The sequence below is a fragment of the Streptomyces sp. BYX5S genome, assembly GCF_054724165.1.
Genome location: NZ_CM138829.1, coordinates 7,026,202 through 7,040,096 on the forward strand (window position 1 = coordinate 7,026,202; position 13,895 = coordinate 7,040,096).

General features: G+C 71.8%; 16 protein-coding genes. 5 read left to right on the forward strand and 11 right to left on the reverse strand.

Translation table 11 applies throughout. The annotated features are described in order from the left end of the window. The first annotated feature begins 1 nt into the window (after position 1). Positions 2 to 544 carry a PPA1309 family protein gene (locus ACYBSK_RS31615; RefSeq protein ID WP_457480665.1) on the forward strand — a complete coding sequence of 181 codons (543 nt, stop codon included), beginning with the start codon at positions 2 to 4 and terminating at the stop codon, positions 542 to 544. Between the two features lie 83 nt (positions 545 to 627). Here ACYBSK_RS31615 and ACYBSK_RS31620 read toward each other — a convergent pair whose 3' ends face one another. From ACYBSK_RS31620 to ACYBSK_RS31635, 4 genes are all read right to left on the reverse strand, one after another. Next, positions 628 to 1,716, reverse strand: a complete 1,089-nt coding sequence (locus ACYBSK_RS31620) for a YlbL family protein (protein ID WP_457480666.1) — start codon at positions 1,714 to 1,716, stop codon at positions 628 to 630. Between the two features lie 51 nt (positions 1,717 to 1,767). Then, positions 1,768 to 1,932: a hypothetical protein gene (locus ACYBSK_RS31625; protein WP_457480667.1), complete on the reverse strand. Its 165-nt coding sequence runs from the start codon at positions 1,930 to 1,932 to the stop codon at positions 1,768 to 1,770. 103 nt (positions 1,933 to 2,035) lie between these two features. Beyond that, positions 2,036 to 2,500: a molybdenum cofactor biosynthesis protein MoaE gene (locus tag ACYBSK_RS31630; RefSeq protein ID WP_457480668.1), complete on the reverse strand. Its 465-nt coding sequence runs from the start codon at positions 2,498 to 2,500 to the stop codon at positions 2,036 to 2,038. 68 nt (positions 2,501 to 2,568) lie between these two features. Beyond that, entirely contained in the window at positions 2,569 to 3,684 is a 1,116-nt protein-coding gene (locus ACYBSK_RS31635; RefSeq protein ID WP_457480669.1) for an SDR family oxidoreductase, read from the reverse strand. 192 nt (positions 3,685 to 3,876) lie between these two features. Here ACYBSK_RS31635 and ACYBSK_RS31640 point away from each other — a divergent pair, with 192 nt between their 5' ends. Together ACYBSK_RS31640 and ACYBSK_RS31645 are read left to right on the forward strand one after the other, a co-directional pair. Continuing rightward, complete coding sequence (locus ACYBSK_RS31640; protein WP_460244145.1) at positions 3,877 to 5,376, forward strand: zinc-dependent metalloprotease; 1,500 nt, start codon at positions 3,877 to 3,879, stop codon at positions 5,374 to 5,376. After that, positions 5,373 to 5,897, forward strand: a complete 525-nt coding sequence (locus ACYBSK_RS31645) for an NUDIX hydrolase (RefSeq protein ID WP_460244146.1) — start codon at positions 5,373 to 5,375, stop codon at positions 5,895 to 5,897. Before ACYBSK_RS31640 ends, ACYBSK_RS31645 begins: the two co-directional genes overlap by 4 nt. 72 nt (positions 5,898 to 5,969) lie before the next feature. On the opposite strand, the gene ACYBSK_RS31650 is transcribed toward ACYBSK_RS31645, so the two are convergent. The 4 genes from ACYBSK_RS31650 to ACYBSK_RS31665 form a co-directional block, all read right to left on the reverse strand. Beyond that, positions 5,970 to 6,725, reverse strand: a complete 756-nt coding sequence (locus ACYBSK_RS31650) for an AIM24 family protein (RefSeq protein ID WP_457480672.1) — start codon at positions 6,723 to 6,725, stop codon at positions 5,970 to 5,972. Between the two features lie 17 nt (positions 6,726 to 6,742). Then, complete coding sequence (locus ACYBSK_RS31655; RefSeq protein ID WP_457480673.1) at positions 6,743 to 7,423, reverse strand: AIM24 family protein; 681 nt, start codon at positions 7,421 to 7,423, stop codon at positions 6,743 to 6,745. A gap of 11 nt (positions 7,424 to 7,434) precedes the next feature. Further along, on the reverse strand, positions 7,435 to 9,120 hold the full coding sequence (locus ACYBSK_RS31660) for a TerD family protein (RefSeq protein WP_460244147.1): 1,686 nt from the start codon (positions 9,118 to 9,120) through the stop codon (positions 7,435 to 7,437). Between the two features lie 123 nt (positions 9,121 to 9,243). After that, on the reverse strand, positions 9,244 to 9,840 hold the full coding sequence (locus ACYBSK_RS31665) for a M48 metallopeptidase family protein (protein ID WP_457480675.1): 597 nt from the start codon (positions 9,838 to 9,840) through the stop codon (positions 9,244 to 9,246). Positions 9,841 to 10,157: 317 nt separating this feature from the next. Here ACYBSK_RS31665 and ACYBSK_RS31670 point away from each other — a divergent pair, with 317 nt between their 5' ends. Next, positions 10,158 to 11,324, forward strand: coding sequence for a TOMM precursor leader peptide-binding protein (locus tag ACYBSK_RS31670; RefSeq protein WP_460244148.1), 1,167 nt, complete (start codon positions 10,158 to 10,160; stop codon positions 11,322 to 11,324). Positions 11,325 to 11,391: 67 nt separating this feature from the next. Next, positions 11,392 to 12,756 carry an ABC1 kinase family protein gene (locus tag ACYBSK_RS31675; protein ID WP_457480677.1) on the forward strand — a complete coding sequence of 455 codons (1,365 nt, stop codon included), beginning with the start codon at positions 11,392 to 11,394 and terminating at the stop codon, positions 12,754 to 12,756. A gap of 37 nt (positions 12,757 to 12,793) precedes the next feature. Here ACYBSK_RS31675 and ACYBSK_RS31680 read toward each other — a convergent pair whose 3' ends face one another. From ACYBSK_RS31680 to ACYBSK_RS31690, 3 genes are all read right to left on the reverse strand, one after another. Beyond that, the gene (locus ACYBSK_RS31680; RefSeq protein ID WP_460244149.1) at positions 12,794 to 12,997 is read right to left on the reverse strand and encodes a hypothetical protein; all 204 of its coding nucleotides are present in this window, start codon (positions 12,995 to 12,997) and stop codon (positions 12,794 to 12,796) included. 135 nt (positions 12,998 to 13,132) lie between these two features. Next, positions 13,133 to 13,456 (reverse strand): hypothetical protein, encoded by a 324-nt coding sequence (locus ACYBSK_RS31685; protein ID WP_460244150.1) that lies wholly within the window; start codon positions 13,454 to 13,456, stop codon positions 13,133 to 13,135. After that, entirely contained in the window at positions 13,453 to 13,821 is a 369-nt protein-coding gene (locus ACYBSK_RS31690; protein ID WP_399237289.1) for a WhiB family transcriptional regulator, read from the reverse strand. The genes ACYBSK_RS31685 and ACYBSK_RS31690 overlap by 4 nt, the downstream gene beginning before the upstream one ends. Positions 13,822 to 13,895: the final 74 nt, after the last annotated feature.

Below are 13,895 nucleotides of genomic sequence, written 5' to 3' on the forward strand. Positions count from 1 at the left end.
CATGTCCAACACTCCCATGGCAGCGAGCCCCCTCACCCGTGCCGTTCTCGAGATCGACGAGTACGCCTCCGGACTGGGCTGGGACCAGCCCGCTCGCCTCTTCGCCCTCGTCGACACGGGCGCGCTGCGCGCCCAGGAACCCGCTCTCGCGGCCCAGCTCGGGCTCGACGGCGAGCAGGAGGCCCCCGGCCTCACCCCGATCGAGCAGGACGAGATTCCCGCCGGCAAGCCGCTCGACGATTTCCTCGGCACCATCGCCTGGCCCGACGCCGTCGCGGGCTGCGCCCTGACGGTCGAGCGGCTCATGCTGCCGCCGTCCGCGGAGGCGTCCGTCCCGGAGGGCCTGAGCGGCAAGAAGCTGACGAAGTGGGTCTCCGAGCACCCGGACCGCCAGGAGGTCCGCATGACGGTCGGCGTGCTGCGCGACGGCACCCGCGACTCGGCGCTGCGGCTGCGCGAGAAGGACGCGACGACGGAGGTCCTCACGGGGTCGAACCTGGTGCCGGGCCTGGCCGAGGCCCTGTCTGCGACCTTCGCCGAGTGAGTTCGACACCGCCTGACGCGGAAGGGGCGCCACCGGAATCCCCCGGTGGCGCCCCTTCCGCGTGCTGCGGTGTGCGGAGCCGCTCAGCTCTTGGCGGAGCAGGTCGTCAGGTCCTTGGTGTCGCCGTTGCGGATGTCCTTCAGGGCGTCCATCGCGTCGTCCAGGGTGTCCACCTCGACGAGCGTCAGCCCGTCCGGGGTGTCCTTGGCCGCGGTGGCGCAGTTGTCCTTCGGCGTCAGGAAGTACTGGGCGCCCTTGGCGCGCGCGCCGACGGTCTTCATGCCGATGCCGCCGATGGGGCCGACCTTGCCGTCGTCGTCGATGGTGCCGGTGCCGGCCACGAACGCGCCGCCGGTCAGGTCCTGTGACGTGAGCTTGTCGATGATGCCGAGGGAGAACATCAGGCCCGCGCTGGGACCGCCCACGTCGGCCAGCTTGATGTCGATCTCGAACGGGAAGGTGTGGTCGGTCCCGGCCTGGATGCCGACGATCGCGCGGTCGTCCTCCGCCTTCTCCGTCTTGATCGTCACGTTCTCCGTGCGGGTGGCCTCCTTGCCCTCCTTCTCGGCGGCGGCCGCCTCCTTCACGGGTACGACCGTGAACACGACGTTCTCGCCGGGCTCGTGCTTGGTGACGAGCTCGGCGACGTCGGTGGGCTTGGTGACCTTGGTCCCGTCGACGGCCTTGATGACGTCACCGGCGTGCAGCGTGCCCTGCGCGGGGCTGCCCTTGACGACGCTGGAGACGATCACCCAGGACTTCACGGGGATGCCCAGCTCGTGCAGCGCCGCCACCTTGGCGCTCTCCTGGGACTGGCTGAACTCCTCGGCGTTCTGCTGCGAGGACTGCTGCTCGGTCTGGCCGTCCGGGTAGAGCGTGTCGTGCGGCACCACGATGCTGTCGTGCGCGAGCCATCCGTAGACCGCCGACACCAGGTTCATGTTGTAGTCGGCGCTGGTGACGCGGACCGTCGTCATGTTCAGGTGGCCGGACGTGTCGTACGTCTTGTGGCCGTTGATCTGGATGACGGGTTCGCCGCCGTGGTCCGCGAGCGTGTTCACCGTCGGTCCCGGCGACATCTCCGCGTAGGGCACTTTGATGAGCACCCCCGCGCACAGAAGCGCGATCAGCATGAGGGTCGAGGCGAGCATCGTCGCAGTGCGGCGTGGCATGGAACGACAGTACGGGACGAGGCTGTCAGTGCACGTTGGGGGCCGGGCCCTTCAGGTGCCCTGGTGCGACTTCTCCATCGCCTCGCGGAAGCGCGCGTAGCCGCTGAGTTCCGTGACGTCCCCGGTCTTGTGGCGCCGGCGACCGGCCCAGATGCCCCAGAGTCCGGCGGCCACCGCAGCGACAACCGGGATGAGCAGCCACAGGAGTGCTGCCATGCCGACCTCCCGACCCCTTGAGCGACTGCCACTGACGTATCAGCAGATTAACCATCCGCAGTCCCAACGCTCGCCGCAGGGGGGCGGTTACGCAACCGGAGCCTCAGCAGGCCCCCACCCACTCCTCCGTCCCGTCCGAGAACGTCTGGTGCTTCCAGATCGGCACCTCGTGCTTGAGGTCGTCGATCAGCTTGCGGCAGGCCTCGAAGGCCTCTCCCCGGTGCGGGCACGACACGGCGACGACCACGGCGAGATCGCCCACCGTCAGGTCACCGATCCGGTGGACCGCCGCGAGGGCGCGCACCGGGTACTCGGCGACGACCTTCTCGGCGACGCGCCGCATCTCCGCCTCGGCGGTCGGATGGCAGGAGTAGCCGAGCCTGTCCACGTCGGCCCCGCCGTCGTGGTTGCGCACGGTCCCCACGAAGAGCGCGGTGCCGCCCGCCGCGTCGTCCCCGACGGCCGTGAAGACCTCGTCCAGGGAGAGCGGCGTGTCACGGATCGCGAGCAGCTTGATGGGGTCCTGTGCCGCGTGCTCGCCGGGGTGCTCGTGCTGGGTGGGTGCCATGCCCTCATCGTGCCGCACACCACTGACAGCCGTGAATTGGATCCTCCTACAGTCGCCCCCGCGGCTCCTTAGATGCGCCGCCGAGCCTTGCGGACCCGCCGCACCACGGCCGCCGTGCCCAGCAGCGCGACGGTCGCGCCCGCGGCACCGGCCGCCGTCGCGTCCTTGCGGCCGAGTCGCCGGCCCGCCACGGTGCGCCGCCCGGCGACCTCCTCCAGGAGTTCCGCGAGGACCTCCTCATTGGTCCACTGGGGTCGCCAACCGGAGTCGTGCAGCCGGCTGCCGCTCACCACCCAGGGGTACATCGTGTAGGCCAGATCGCCCGCCGGGGAGGGCGTCAGGCCGATCCGGTGCAGGCGGGCCGCCGCGCCCAGCGCGACGGCGGAGGGCAGCTCCATGCGGCGGATCCCGCTGAGCTCCTCGACCTCCTCCTGCTCCAGCCAGCCGTCGCAGCCGACCGCGAGCTCTCCGTCGACCTTCTCCAGGACCGCGTGCTCCAGGGCGCTGCACAGGTCGTCCACGTGGCAGAACTGCCAGGCGGGCCGGGAACCGGCCACCACCAGGAGGCGCGGCGACTCGAAGTACCTGGTGAGCGCCGTGTCGGTGCCGCCGCCGACGAGCACCGCGGGGCGCACCACCGTGACATTGAGGCCCGGGTGCGCGCGCGGGGCGCGGCGGGCGAGGCGCTCGACCTCCAGCAGGTCGCCCACGCCGGTGGCCTCGGCGGTGGCACGCAGCTCCGCGTCCTCGGCGAGCGGCAGCTCGTTGTCCTCCAGGGCCCCGTAGACCATCGTCGAGGTGCACAGGACGACGCGGTGCACTCCGGCCGCGGCCGCGGCGGTCAGCACGGTCTGGGTGCCCCGCACGTTGTACGCGGTGCGGGCCGCGGGGTCGGACTCGAGGTCGAGATCGAGGGCCAGGTGCACGACGACGTCGGCGCCGCGCAGCTTCTCGGCGATGGCCGGGTCCCGCACGTCCAGGACGTGCCAGGTGGCGGACGTGCACTCGCCGCGCCGCTCGTCGATGGCGAGGACCTGCTTGATGGCGTCCGACGCGGCGAGCCGCTCGGTGAGCAGGGCGCCGATGCCGGACGCGGCACCGGTGACCGCGACGACGGGGCCGCGTACGGCGGAAGTGGACGAGGGGTTTCGCGCTGCGCGAACCTGCGGATCTGGGGAACTCACCGGGCGTCTCCAGCGGTTGTCTTCAGTACGTACGTTTATGACGCGTACGTACCAGGAGGCATCCATCCTGCCGCAGGCACCGAGTCGGCGAAGCACTGAGGCCCGATCCGGCCATGGTGTCTACGCTGGGTGTGTAGTCGGGCAGTCGCCGCCGGGCCCAGAAACCGGCGGCCCAACCAGCCGAGGATTCCCGTGAGTGACACCCCATTCGGTTTCGGCCTTCCGCCGGAGGAGCCGGAAGACGGCGACGAGGGCAAGAAGAAGGACCAGCAGGGCGGTGGCGGTCAGGGACCGGCCGGCCCGTTCGGATTCGGGTTCCCGGGCCTGCCCGGCGCGGGCGGCCCGGGTGGCGCGGGCGGGGACAACCCGTTCGCGGCGATGTTCGGCTCGATGAATCCGAACGACCTGGGGGCGGCGTTCCAGCAGCTCGGCCAGATGCTCTCGTACGAGGGCGGCCCGGTGAACTGGGACATGGCCAAGGACATCGCCCGCCAGACCGTCTCGCAGGGCACGCAGGACGGTGTGAAGGACACCAGCGTGGGCCCCGCGGAGCGCACCGCCGTCGAGGACGCCGTGCGCCTCGCCGACCTGTGGCTGGACGACGCGACGTCGCTGCCTTCGGGCGCGCACTCGTCGGTCGCCTGGAGCCGCGCCGAGTGGGTCGAGGCGACCCTCCCGGTGTGGAAGGAGCTCGTCGACCCGGTCGCCGAGCGCGTCGGCATGGCCATGGGTGACGTGCTGCCCGAGGAGATGCAGGCCATGGCGGGCCCGCTGATCGGCATGATGCGCTCCATGGGCGGCGCCATGTTCGGCCAGCAGATCGGGCAGGCCATCGGCGTCCTCGCGGGCGAGGTCGTCGGGTCCACGGACATCGGCCTGCCGCTGACCCCGGCCGGCAAGGCCGCGCTGCTGCCGCTGAACGTCGAGGCGTTCGGCAAGGACCTCGGCGTCCCCCAGGAGGAGGTCCGCCTCTACCTGGCGCTGCGCGAGGCCGCCCACCAGCGGTTGTTCTCGCACGTGCCGTGGCTGCGCTCGCACCTGTTCGGCGCCGTCGAGGGGTACGCGCGCGGGATCAAGGTCGACACCACGAAGCTGGAGGACGTGGTCGGCCAGTTCGACCCGCAGAACCCGGAGCAGATCCAGGAAGCGCTCCAGCAGGGCATGTTCCAGCCGGAGGACACGCCGGAGCAGAAGGCGGCCCTGGCCCGCCTGGAGACGGCTCTGGCGCTCGTCGAGGGCTGGGTCGACGCGGTGGTCCACGCGGCCGCGAAGCCGCGTCTGTCGTCCGCCGACGCGCTGCGTGAGACGCTGCGCCGCCGCCGTGCGACCGGTGGACCGGCGGAGCAGACGTTCGCCACGCTGATCGGCCTGGAGCTGCGTCCGCGCCGGCTGCGGGACGCCTCGCGCCTGTGGGCCTCGCTCACGGACGCGCGCGGGGTGGACGGCCGGGACGGCCTGTGGGCGCACCCGGACATGCTGCCGACGGCGTCCGACCTGGACGACCCGGACGGCTTCGTGCACCGCGACGAGCAGCTGGACTTCTCCGAGATCGACAAGATGCTCGGCGAGGCGGCGAGCGGCTCCGGCGAGAAGCCGAACCTGAAGAAGGACCAGGGCGGCGCGGGCGAGGACGACAAGGACCGGGGCGACAAGGGCGACGGCGACCAGGGCGAGGGCGACTCCGGCAAGTGAGCCTGTACGACGACACGGTCCTCGTGCTCAAGGGCTACGAGGACCAGCCGGACCTGCGCCAGGCCTACCTGGACCACCTCGCCTCCTTCGGCGACGCCGGGATGTGGAAGCCCTGCACCGCCGGGCACATCACGGCGAGCGCCCTGGTGGTCGACCCCGAGCGCGGGCGCGTGCTGCTGACGCTCCACAAGAAGCTGCGGATGTGGCTCCAGATGGGCGGGCACTGCGAGCCGGGCGACGCGACGCTCGCGGCCGCGGCCCTGCGCGAGGCGACCGAGGAATCGGGCATCCCCGGCCTCACGCTGCTCGCGGGCGGCCCGGTCCGCCTGGACCGGCACCCGATCCCCGGCCCGTGCAGCCAGCACCTGGACGTGCAGTACGCGGCGCTCGCCCCGGCGGACGCCACGGAGGCCATCAGCGACGAGTCGCTGGACCTGCGCTGGTTCCCGTACGACGAGGTGGCGGACGTCGCCGACACGTCCGTCGTCCGTCTCGTGGAGGCCACGCGGGCTCGGCTCTGAGTCCTGAACAGCTGCACGTGTAAGGGGCGGTCGCCGTGGCGACCGCCCCTTACACGTGTGCTCATGGAAGCGTCAGCTCCAGACGTTGCCCTGGTTCTGGCCGCGGGCGCCCTGCTGGCCCATCCCGTACTGCGCGGCGAGACCGCCGCCGATCGCCGCGTTCTGCGGCGGCAGCAGCTCGCTGGGCTGGACGAGCGCGAAACCGCTGCCCATGAAGCTGAGCTCCCAGCCCTCGCCGGTGTTGCCCCGGCGCCGCCAGACGCCCGAGGAATGCGTCTGCGCCTGCATCTGCACCCGAAGCCCGGTGGACCAGGCGACGATGGCGTCCGCGTCGGCGTTGACGTACTGGTCGGGCGTGACCTGAAGCATCAGCGGCTGGCCGGAGGTCATCAGCGCGACCTTGCCGCGCCCGGTGATGTTGAGCTGGTACTTGCCCGAGCCGGAGATGCCGAACTGGCTGTCCACCGCGATGACCTCGTGGTGCAGCGACGAGTCCATCGCCAGCACGTAGCTGCTGTCGACGGTCAGCCCGTCCTGTTCGACATCCACTACGTGGATGTACTGGGCGAGGTTCGCCAGGAAGACGGTGCCCTGGCCGTGGCAGCGCATCAGGCTGAGTCCCTCGCCGGTGTGCGCGCGGGCGCGCCGCTGGCCGGACGACTGGTACTCGCCGTCGAACTCCATCAGTCCCTGGTAGGCGACCATCGCGCCCTTGCGGGCGAGGATGTCGTCGTGGCCCTCCAGGGTGACCCGCAGCATCTGCGGGTTCTGCACCGCGTAGCGCTCCTGGGTCTGCTGCTCGGTGTGTGCGAAAAGCGGGCTCTGCATGGTGTGTTCGCTCCCCCTCAGCCCCGGGCTCGGAGACGGTCGGTGCTGTCCTCACTGGGCTGGACGACGACGATGCCCTCGCCGGAGAAGCCCATCTGGTAGGCCTCTCCGCTGCCGCGCCCGATGAGCGAGGCCGCCCGGAAGCTGCGCTTGCCCTTCACCTTCAGGTTCGGCGACCAGGCGATGAGCGCGTCGGGGTCCACGTAGGTCTCGTCCTCGCCTCGGCCGCAGTCGACCACCATGGGGGTGCCGCGCGAGGTCAGGGCGACGAATCCCTGACCGCTGATCGTGATGTTCCACAGGCCCTGCCCGGTGAACTTGGCGAGGCCCTTCACGCGCTCCACGCCCCACTGGAGGTGGGCGTCGAAGGCGAGGAGGTTGGTGCCGTTGACGGAGATCGACTCGCCGCCGAGGTTGATGACGACGACGTCGGCGCCGTAGTCGGCGAGGTAGAGCAGGCCGTCGCCGGAGCACTTCATGAGGGGCGCGCCCTCACCGGTGATCCAGTCCCGGGCCACCTGGCGTACGGCGGGCGGGTTGGGCTCGTACTGGACGAAGCCCTCGTAGGCGATCATCGAGCCCACGCGCGCGAAGAGGTCGTTGCCGGTCTGCATGGCGACCTTCAGCATGTTGTTGCCGTGGTTCTCCATGCGTGCGGCGACCGGGGTCGGGGCGAAGCCCGCGAGTGGCTGGTTCATGACGGGCTCCCTCAGACCTCGTACGGCTGGACGACGATGAAGTTGCCGGGTGCGGCCCGGAATTGCAGGTTGACGCCCTCGCCACTGTCGCCGGGGTAGGCGTTGCGGCGCATGCGGACCTGGTTGGAGACGATCACCTGCGCGGCCGCGGACCAGGCCACGACGGCGTTGGAGTCGGCGAACGTGGTGGGCGTCACCGGCAGCACGACGGGCGTGCCGTGGGTCTTCACGACGACCGTGCCCGTGCCCTGGAACTGGAGCACGAACAGGGCGCCTCCGGGGATGCCGTGCCCTTCGATCCTGCGCACCTCGTGCTGGAGGCTCTCGTCGAACGCCAGGACGTTCTCGGCCGAGACGCAGATCGCGTCGCCCTGGAGCTCGATGGGGTGCAGATGGGTGGCCTCTTCCGCGAAGAAGACCTGGCCGCGGCCGGTGCAGCGCATCAGCTGCATCTCCTGGCCCGTGGCGTTGCCGACGATGCGGCCGGCGAACCCGGCGCCCTTGTAGCTGAACTCGACCTTGCCCTGGTAGAGCACCATGCTGCCCTGGCGGGCGAGGACGGGCTGATCGCCGCCCGCGCCGAGGTCGACACGGATCAGCTTCTTGTTCTGGGGCGTCCAGCGCTGCCCCGTGGGGGCCTCGCGGTACTTCTCCAGAGCGGCGGCGACGCCCGGCGCGGCGGCCTGCTGCGGGATGCCCTGCGGGGCTCCGGGCGCGGCCGGGGCCTGGCCGAAGACCGGCTGCCCGGGGGGCGTCGGCGGCTGCTGGCCGAAACCCTGCGGTGCGGCCGGGGTCCCCGGCTGCTGGCCGTAGCCGGGCGGCAGCGGCGCGCTGCCCTGGCCGGGGACCTGGCCGAACTGCGGCTGCTGCGGTGGCTGCTGGCCCTGCGGGCTCGGCGCGGTCGGCGTCGGGGGCGGCGGGACCGTGCCGGGCGATGTGGCGAGCGGGGCCGCGATGGTGGGCGCCGTGTGCACCGGCGGCTCGGCGGCCGGCGGGGGCGTGGGGGCCTGCGGCGGGGCGGCGAACTGCGGTGCCGGCTCGGGCGCGGGCGGGGCGGGCGCTGCCGGGGCCCCGAAGGCCGGCGGCTCGGAGGCCTGGGCGGGCGGCGCGAAACCGGGAGCCGCGAAGCCGGGTGCGGCGGCCTGCTCGGGCTCGGCGGCGGGCTCCTCCTCGGCGACCTCGCCGCCGAAGTTCTTCAGCAGCGCGTCGAGGCCGCCGTCGAAGCCCTGTCCGACCGCGGCGAACCGCCACACGTCCTTGAGGTAGAAGTCGCCCAGCATCACCGCGCGCTCGGTGGAGAACTCGCCACCGTGGAAGGAATACCGCGCGACCTCCTCACCACCGGCGACGATGCGGATGTACCCGGGGGCGATCTGCGACATCTGGCCCGCGCCGTCGACGGTCGCGGTGAACGACAGCTTCTGGATCTGGGCGGGGATCTTCTCGAGGGTGACGCGGAAGGACTCCGTGTCACCGGCCTGCGCGCCGAGCAGCTGGACGGACTCCTCGGGCGTCTTCGGCTGGTTGAAGAAGACGAAGTACCGGTCGTCGGACAGCCGTTCCTCGGCGTCGAGGCCGAAGCAGCTGATGTCGAAGCTCAGTCCGGGACCGGTGATCTGTACACCTACGTACAGATCCGTGCCCGCGGTGAGGTCACTGATCTTGGCCTTGTGGCCGCGTTGGAATTCCCTGGCCATGCGTAACGACCGTCCCCCATCCCGATGGTGATTGCGTCGCGCCAGGCTAACCGCAAACTCCGACAGTGGGATAAGTCGGTACAGCCCTGGTACAGAAGCTCTTCCTGGGGAGGATCGGGAAGATCAGTCGCCGCGCGTGGCGGGCAGGTGCGGCAGGCGGTCGGCCGCGACCACTCCTTCGAGGTAGCCGCGCGCCCGCTCGGTGCGCGGGTACGCCTCCAGGAGCCGCCAGAACCGCGGTCCGTGGCCGGGGACGAGCAGGTGCGCCAGCTCGTGGATGAGTACGTAGTCGACGACGTACTCGGGCATGCCCTGCAAGCGGTGGGAGAGTCTGATGCTGCCTTCCGCGGGCGTGCACGAACCCCACCGGGTGTTCTGATTGGTGACCCAGCGCACCGAGGCGGGGCGGGCCTTGCCCTCCAGGTACTGGCCCGACAGGCGCTCGGCGCGGTCCGCCAGCTCGGCGTCGCCCAGCACCCGCTTGCTCTCCTGCGCGGCGAGCTTGTCGAGCATGACGCCCACCCAGCGCTTCTCCTCGGCCTCCGACATGCGTGCGGGGATGAGCACCACGGTGCGGTCGCCCTCCCGGTAGGCGGAGACCGTCCTGCGCCGCCGGGAGCTCCTGCGCACCTCGACGGCGCTCGCCCCCAGGCCGCCTGCGGGCGGGCTGGTCGTGCTGCGCTGTGTGTTCGTGGCACGGTGCAGTGGGTCGGCGGACACGCCCCGACGTTACCCGCTGTGCAGGGCGGAAGTCCCGCCTCCGGAAGTCTTCGGTGCGGTGCCCATGGCGCGCTCGCCGATTAGTACGACCATCACCCACAGCCTGTGGACAACTTTCCGCGCGACCGCGACGGTCCGGGCATCCTGACGGTGTCGCTCGACGGGACGACGCCGTCGACTCGGCACGAGGGCAGTGCGGGCACGACGAGGACGGTGCGGGCACGAGAGGACGGTGCGGGCGCGACACAGGTCAGCACGGCCGGCACCGCACAGCACGGTCGGCACTGCAAGCACGGGGACACCACGGGGGAACAGTCATGCATCCGATCCTGAAGCCGGCCCTGCGGCGCGGCTGGCACGACCTGAACACGGTGCAGTTCGGCCTGACACCGGCGCACGCGGTGGTGCTCGGCCCGGTCGACACGGCGACGGGCAGCTTCCTGACCCTGCTCGACGGCACCCGCGGCGTCCCACTGCTGCGCGACGAGGCGCGCACGATGGGCCTCCCGGACGGGCATGTGGACGCGCTCCTGGAGCGGCTGAGCGGGGCGGGGCTCCTCGACGACGCGACGGGCGGCGGTCCGCCCGCCGAGGACCTGCGCAGGCGGGCGGGGGTGATGGACCGGCTCCGGCCCGATCACGCGGCGCTGACGGTGACGACGTCGGAACCGGCGGAGGCGATGGTGCGGCTGGCCGCCCGCCGCTCCATGCGGGTCCAGGTGAGAGGCGCCGGACGGGTGGGCGCGCTCGTCGCCTCGGTGCTCGCCTCCGCGGGCGTCGGCCATGTCGAGGTGCGCGACGGCGGATGCGTGGAGCCCTGGGACGTGGCGCCGGGCGGGCATCCGGTGGAGGCGGTGGGTGAGCGCCGGGACGTGTCCGCGCGGCGCGTGGCGCGCTCGGCGGCGCCGGTCCGGCCGCCTCGCCCGGACCGGCGCGCGGCGCCCGCCCCGCGTCTCGCGGAACCGGATCCCGACGCGCCGCGGCTCTCGCTCGTCGTCATCGCCCCGCGCGACGCGCTCGCGGTCCACTCCCCCACCCCGGCAGCGGCGGAGGACCTCGTGTCGACCGGCATTCCCCATCTCTACGCCGGGGTGGTCGAGGCCACCGGCGTGGTCGGGCCCCTGGTGCTGCCCGGCGGGACGGGCTGCGCGCACTGTCTGCTGCTCGGCCGCACGGACCGCGATCCGACCTGGCCCCGGCTGCTCGCCCAGTGGGGCTCGGGGCGCGCCGGCCGTCAGGTGCAGGCCTGCGACGTGGGCCTGGCCGTCGCCGTGGCGGGTCTCGCCGCGGCGCACGCCCTGGCCTTTCTCGACGGGGAGCTGCCGTCGAGCACGGGGGCGCGCTGGGAGGCGGCCGCTCCGGGGCTCGACTGGCACGCCCGGCCGGTGTGGCCCCATCCGGAGTGCTCGTGCGGTGCGGGTGAGAGAGGTAACGGGCAGGAGGTCTCCGTGCAGGAAGGGCCGCACGACACAATGGCGGGGTAAGCCATGGCTGTCGGCCCTACGGCACCCGGGCATGCGTGGCATGACTGTGCGGCACTTGGAGGGGTGTATGTCTGATCTTCCCCGGAAGGCGGTTACCCGTACCGCCAAGCTGGCAGCGCTGCCGATCGGCTTCGCGGGCCGGGCGACGTGGGGCATCGGCAGACGCATCGGCGGCAAGTCCGCCGAGCTCGTCGGGCGAGAGCTGCAGCAGCGCACGGCGGAGCAGCTGTTCAAGGTGCTCGGAGAACTCAAGGGCGGGGCGATGAAGTTCGGGCAGGCACTGTCCGTCTTCGAGTCGGCGCTGCCGGAGGACGTCGCGGGCCCGTACCGCGCGGCGCTGACGAAGCTTCAGGAGGCCGCGCCTCCGATGCCGACGCGCACGGTGCACGCGGTGCTCGACGAGCGGCTCGGCGAGCAATGGCGTGAGCTGTTCCTGGAGTTCGAGGACAAGCCGTCGGCCGCCGCCTCCATCGGACAGGTGCACCGCGCCGTGTGGCACGACGGCCGGGAGGTCGCCGTGAAGGTGCAGTACCCGGGCGCGGGCGAGGCGTTGCTGTCGGACCTCAACCAACTGGGCCGGTTCGCGCGCCTGTTGGGTCCGCTGATTCCGGGCATGGACATCAAGCCGCTCATCTCCGAGTTGCGCGACCGGGTGTCGGAGGAGCTGGACTACGCGCTGGAGGCGCAGGCCCAGCAGGCGCACGCGGAGGAGTTCGAGGACGATCCCGATGTCGTGATCCCCCGCGTGGTGCACCAGTCCGAGCAGGTCCTGGTGACGGAGTGGATGGACGGAACGCCGCTCGCCGAGGTCATCGGCGGCGGGAGCCAGGAGACACGGGACCGTGCGGGGCAGTTGCTGGCCCGCTTCCTGTTCTCGGGCCCGGCGCGCACGGGCCTGCTGCACGCGGACCCCCACCCGGGCAACTTCCGGCTGCTGCCGGACGAGAAGGGTGGCCTACGGCTGGGCGTCCTGGACTTCGGCACGGTGGACCGGCTGCCCGGCGGCCTGCCCGAGCCGATCGGCGCCTCCCTGCGCAGGACGCTCGACGGCGAGGCGGCGGCGGTCTACGAGCTGCTCTGCGAGGAGGGCTTCGTCAGGGAGTCGATCGAGCTGGAACCGGACGCGGTCCTCGACTACCTGCTGCCGATCATCGAGCCGGCCCGCGTCGACGCGTTCACCTTCACCCGGTCCTGGATGCGCAATCAGGCGGCCCGGATAGCCGATCCCCGCTCCCCCGCCCACCAGCTCGGCAAGCAGCTCAACCTGCCGCCGTCGTACCTGCTGATCCATCGGGTGACGCTCAGCACGATCGGGGTGCTGTGTCAGCTCGGCGCGACCGTGCGGCTCCGCGACGAGCTGGAGATGTGGCTGCCGGGCTTCGTCGCCGAGGATCCGACGGAGACGGAGGACTGGCCGGCCGCGGAGGCCTGATCACCACCACTCGGCCCGTTGCCGCCAGTCGGTCAGATCACCACCAGTCCGAGTCGAGCCGCCCTTCGATGGCCCGGATGTTCTCCCGGGCGCAGGCGTCGCAGAAGTGTCGCCGGATGCCACCCTCGATGGAAAAGGTCCAGGTCAGCGGCGGTTCCTGGGCTGTCGTGCCGCAGCGCGCGCACACGATCTGCCGAGGGTCGGGGTGCTGCGCGGAGTCCCCGCCAGGAAGAGACGTCACTCGGCGACGATAACTCCACAACCCGATGAACGCCGGGCGCCACGCACCTCGGGGGCCGGTCCGCCTGGGACCGGCCCCCGAGGGAGCAGCCGCGCTGTCGCGGCGGGCGTCGATCAGTCGGTGTCGACGGCTGGGTTACTGCATGACGGCCATGGCGAGCGCGCGCCGGGCACGCATCGACGCGCGCTCGGCGCGACGCTGCATCCGGCGGGCGGCGGCCAGGCGCAAGGCCCGGCGTTCGCTCTCGGCCTCACGCAACTTCTCGTGCATATGCGCACGAGCCAGGGCTTCTGGTGCGAGTTGCATCTGACGGGTCCTGTTCTGGCACGAGTCGGTCGCGCCGGTGGTGGTGAAGTCTGGGATCGCGGAGCCTGCGGGCTCGCTCGGGGACGGCTTCATCGGGGCCTGCTTCTTGGGGTCGTGCGTGAGGGGGCGGTCGATCGTTCCGGGGGTGTTCATGCCACAACCGGGTTCTTGCGCGGGCGGCCACGCGGCCGCTTCCGGGCGACGACAACGCCCTGGACGAACAGCTCGCCGCCCCAGACGCCCCACGGCTCACGCCGCTCCTTGGCGCCGGCGAGGCAGGCCTCCATCAGCGGGCAGGTGCGGCAGAGGGACTTGGCGTACTCGACGTCCGCCGGGGACTCGGCGAAGAAGACCTCGGGGTCGTAGGCACGGCAGGGGACGGGCACGTCGAGGTTCTCGATGGCGTCGTCGAGCGCGGTGAGCGCGGTCAGCGGGTTCAAGGTGGAGTCCTCCGTGGACACGGGCGGCGAAAGAGGGCCTGAAGGCGGTACGGACGGGGCGTGCGCTTCGAGTTGCACGGTGTCTTTTTCCTCGTCTGGTCGTCCGGCCGGTAGGCCGGGTGGCGGTGGTACCGGGTTCTTTTCTTGTCCCG

What these genes read in the sequence shown, in the direction of transcription:
- ACYBSK_RS31615 (WP_457480665.1), top strand. Translation starts at nt 2, where the DNA reads ATGTCCAACACTCCCATGGCAGCGAGCCCCCTCACCCGTGCCGTTCTC.
- ACYBSK_RS31620 (WP_457480666.1), bottom strand. Translation starts at nt 1,716, where the DNA reads ATGCCACGCCGCACTGCGACGATGCTCGCCTCGACCCTCATGCTGATC.
- ACYBSK_RS31625 (WP_457480667.1), bottom strand. Translation starts at nt 1,932, where the DNA reads ATGGCAGCACTCCTGTGGCTGCTCATCCCGGTTGTCGCTGCGGTGGCC.
- ACYBSK_RS31630 (WP_457480668.1), bottom strand. Translation starts at nt 2,500, where the DNA reads ATGGCACCCACCCAGCACGAGCACCCCGGCGAGCACGCGGCACAGGAC.
- ACYBSK_RS31650 (WP_457480672.1), bottom strand. Translation starts at nt 6,725, where the DNA reads ATGCAGAGCCCGCTTTTCGCACACACCGAGCAGCAGACCCAGGAGCGC.
- ACYBSK_RS31655 (WP_457480673.1), bottom strand. Translation starts at nt 7,423, where the DNA reads ATGAACCAGCCACTCGCGGGCTTCGCCCCGACCCCGGTCGCCGCACGC.
- ACYBSK_RS31660 (WP_460244147.1), bottom strand. Translation starts at nt 9,120, where the DNA reads ATGGCCAGGGAATTCCAACGCGGCCACAAGGCCAAGATCAGTGACCTC.
- ACYBSK_RS31670 (WP_460244148.1), top strand. Translation starts at nt 10,158, where the DNA reads ATGCATCCGATCCTGAAGCCGGCCCTGCGGCGCGGCTGGCACGACCTG.
- ACYBSK_RS31675 (WP_457480677.1), top strand. Translation starts at nt 11,392, where the DNA reads ATGTCTGATCTTCCCCGGAAGGCGGTTACCCGTACCGCCAAGCTGGCA.
- ACYBSK_RS31685 (WP_460244150.1), bottom strand. Translation starts at nt 13,456, where the DNA reads ATGAACACCCCCGGAACGATCGACCGCCCCCTCACGCACGACCCCAAG.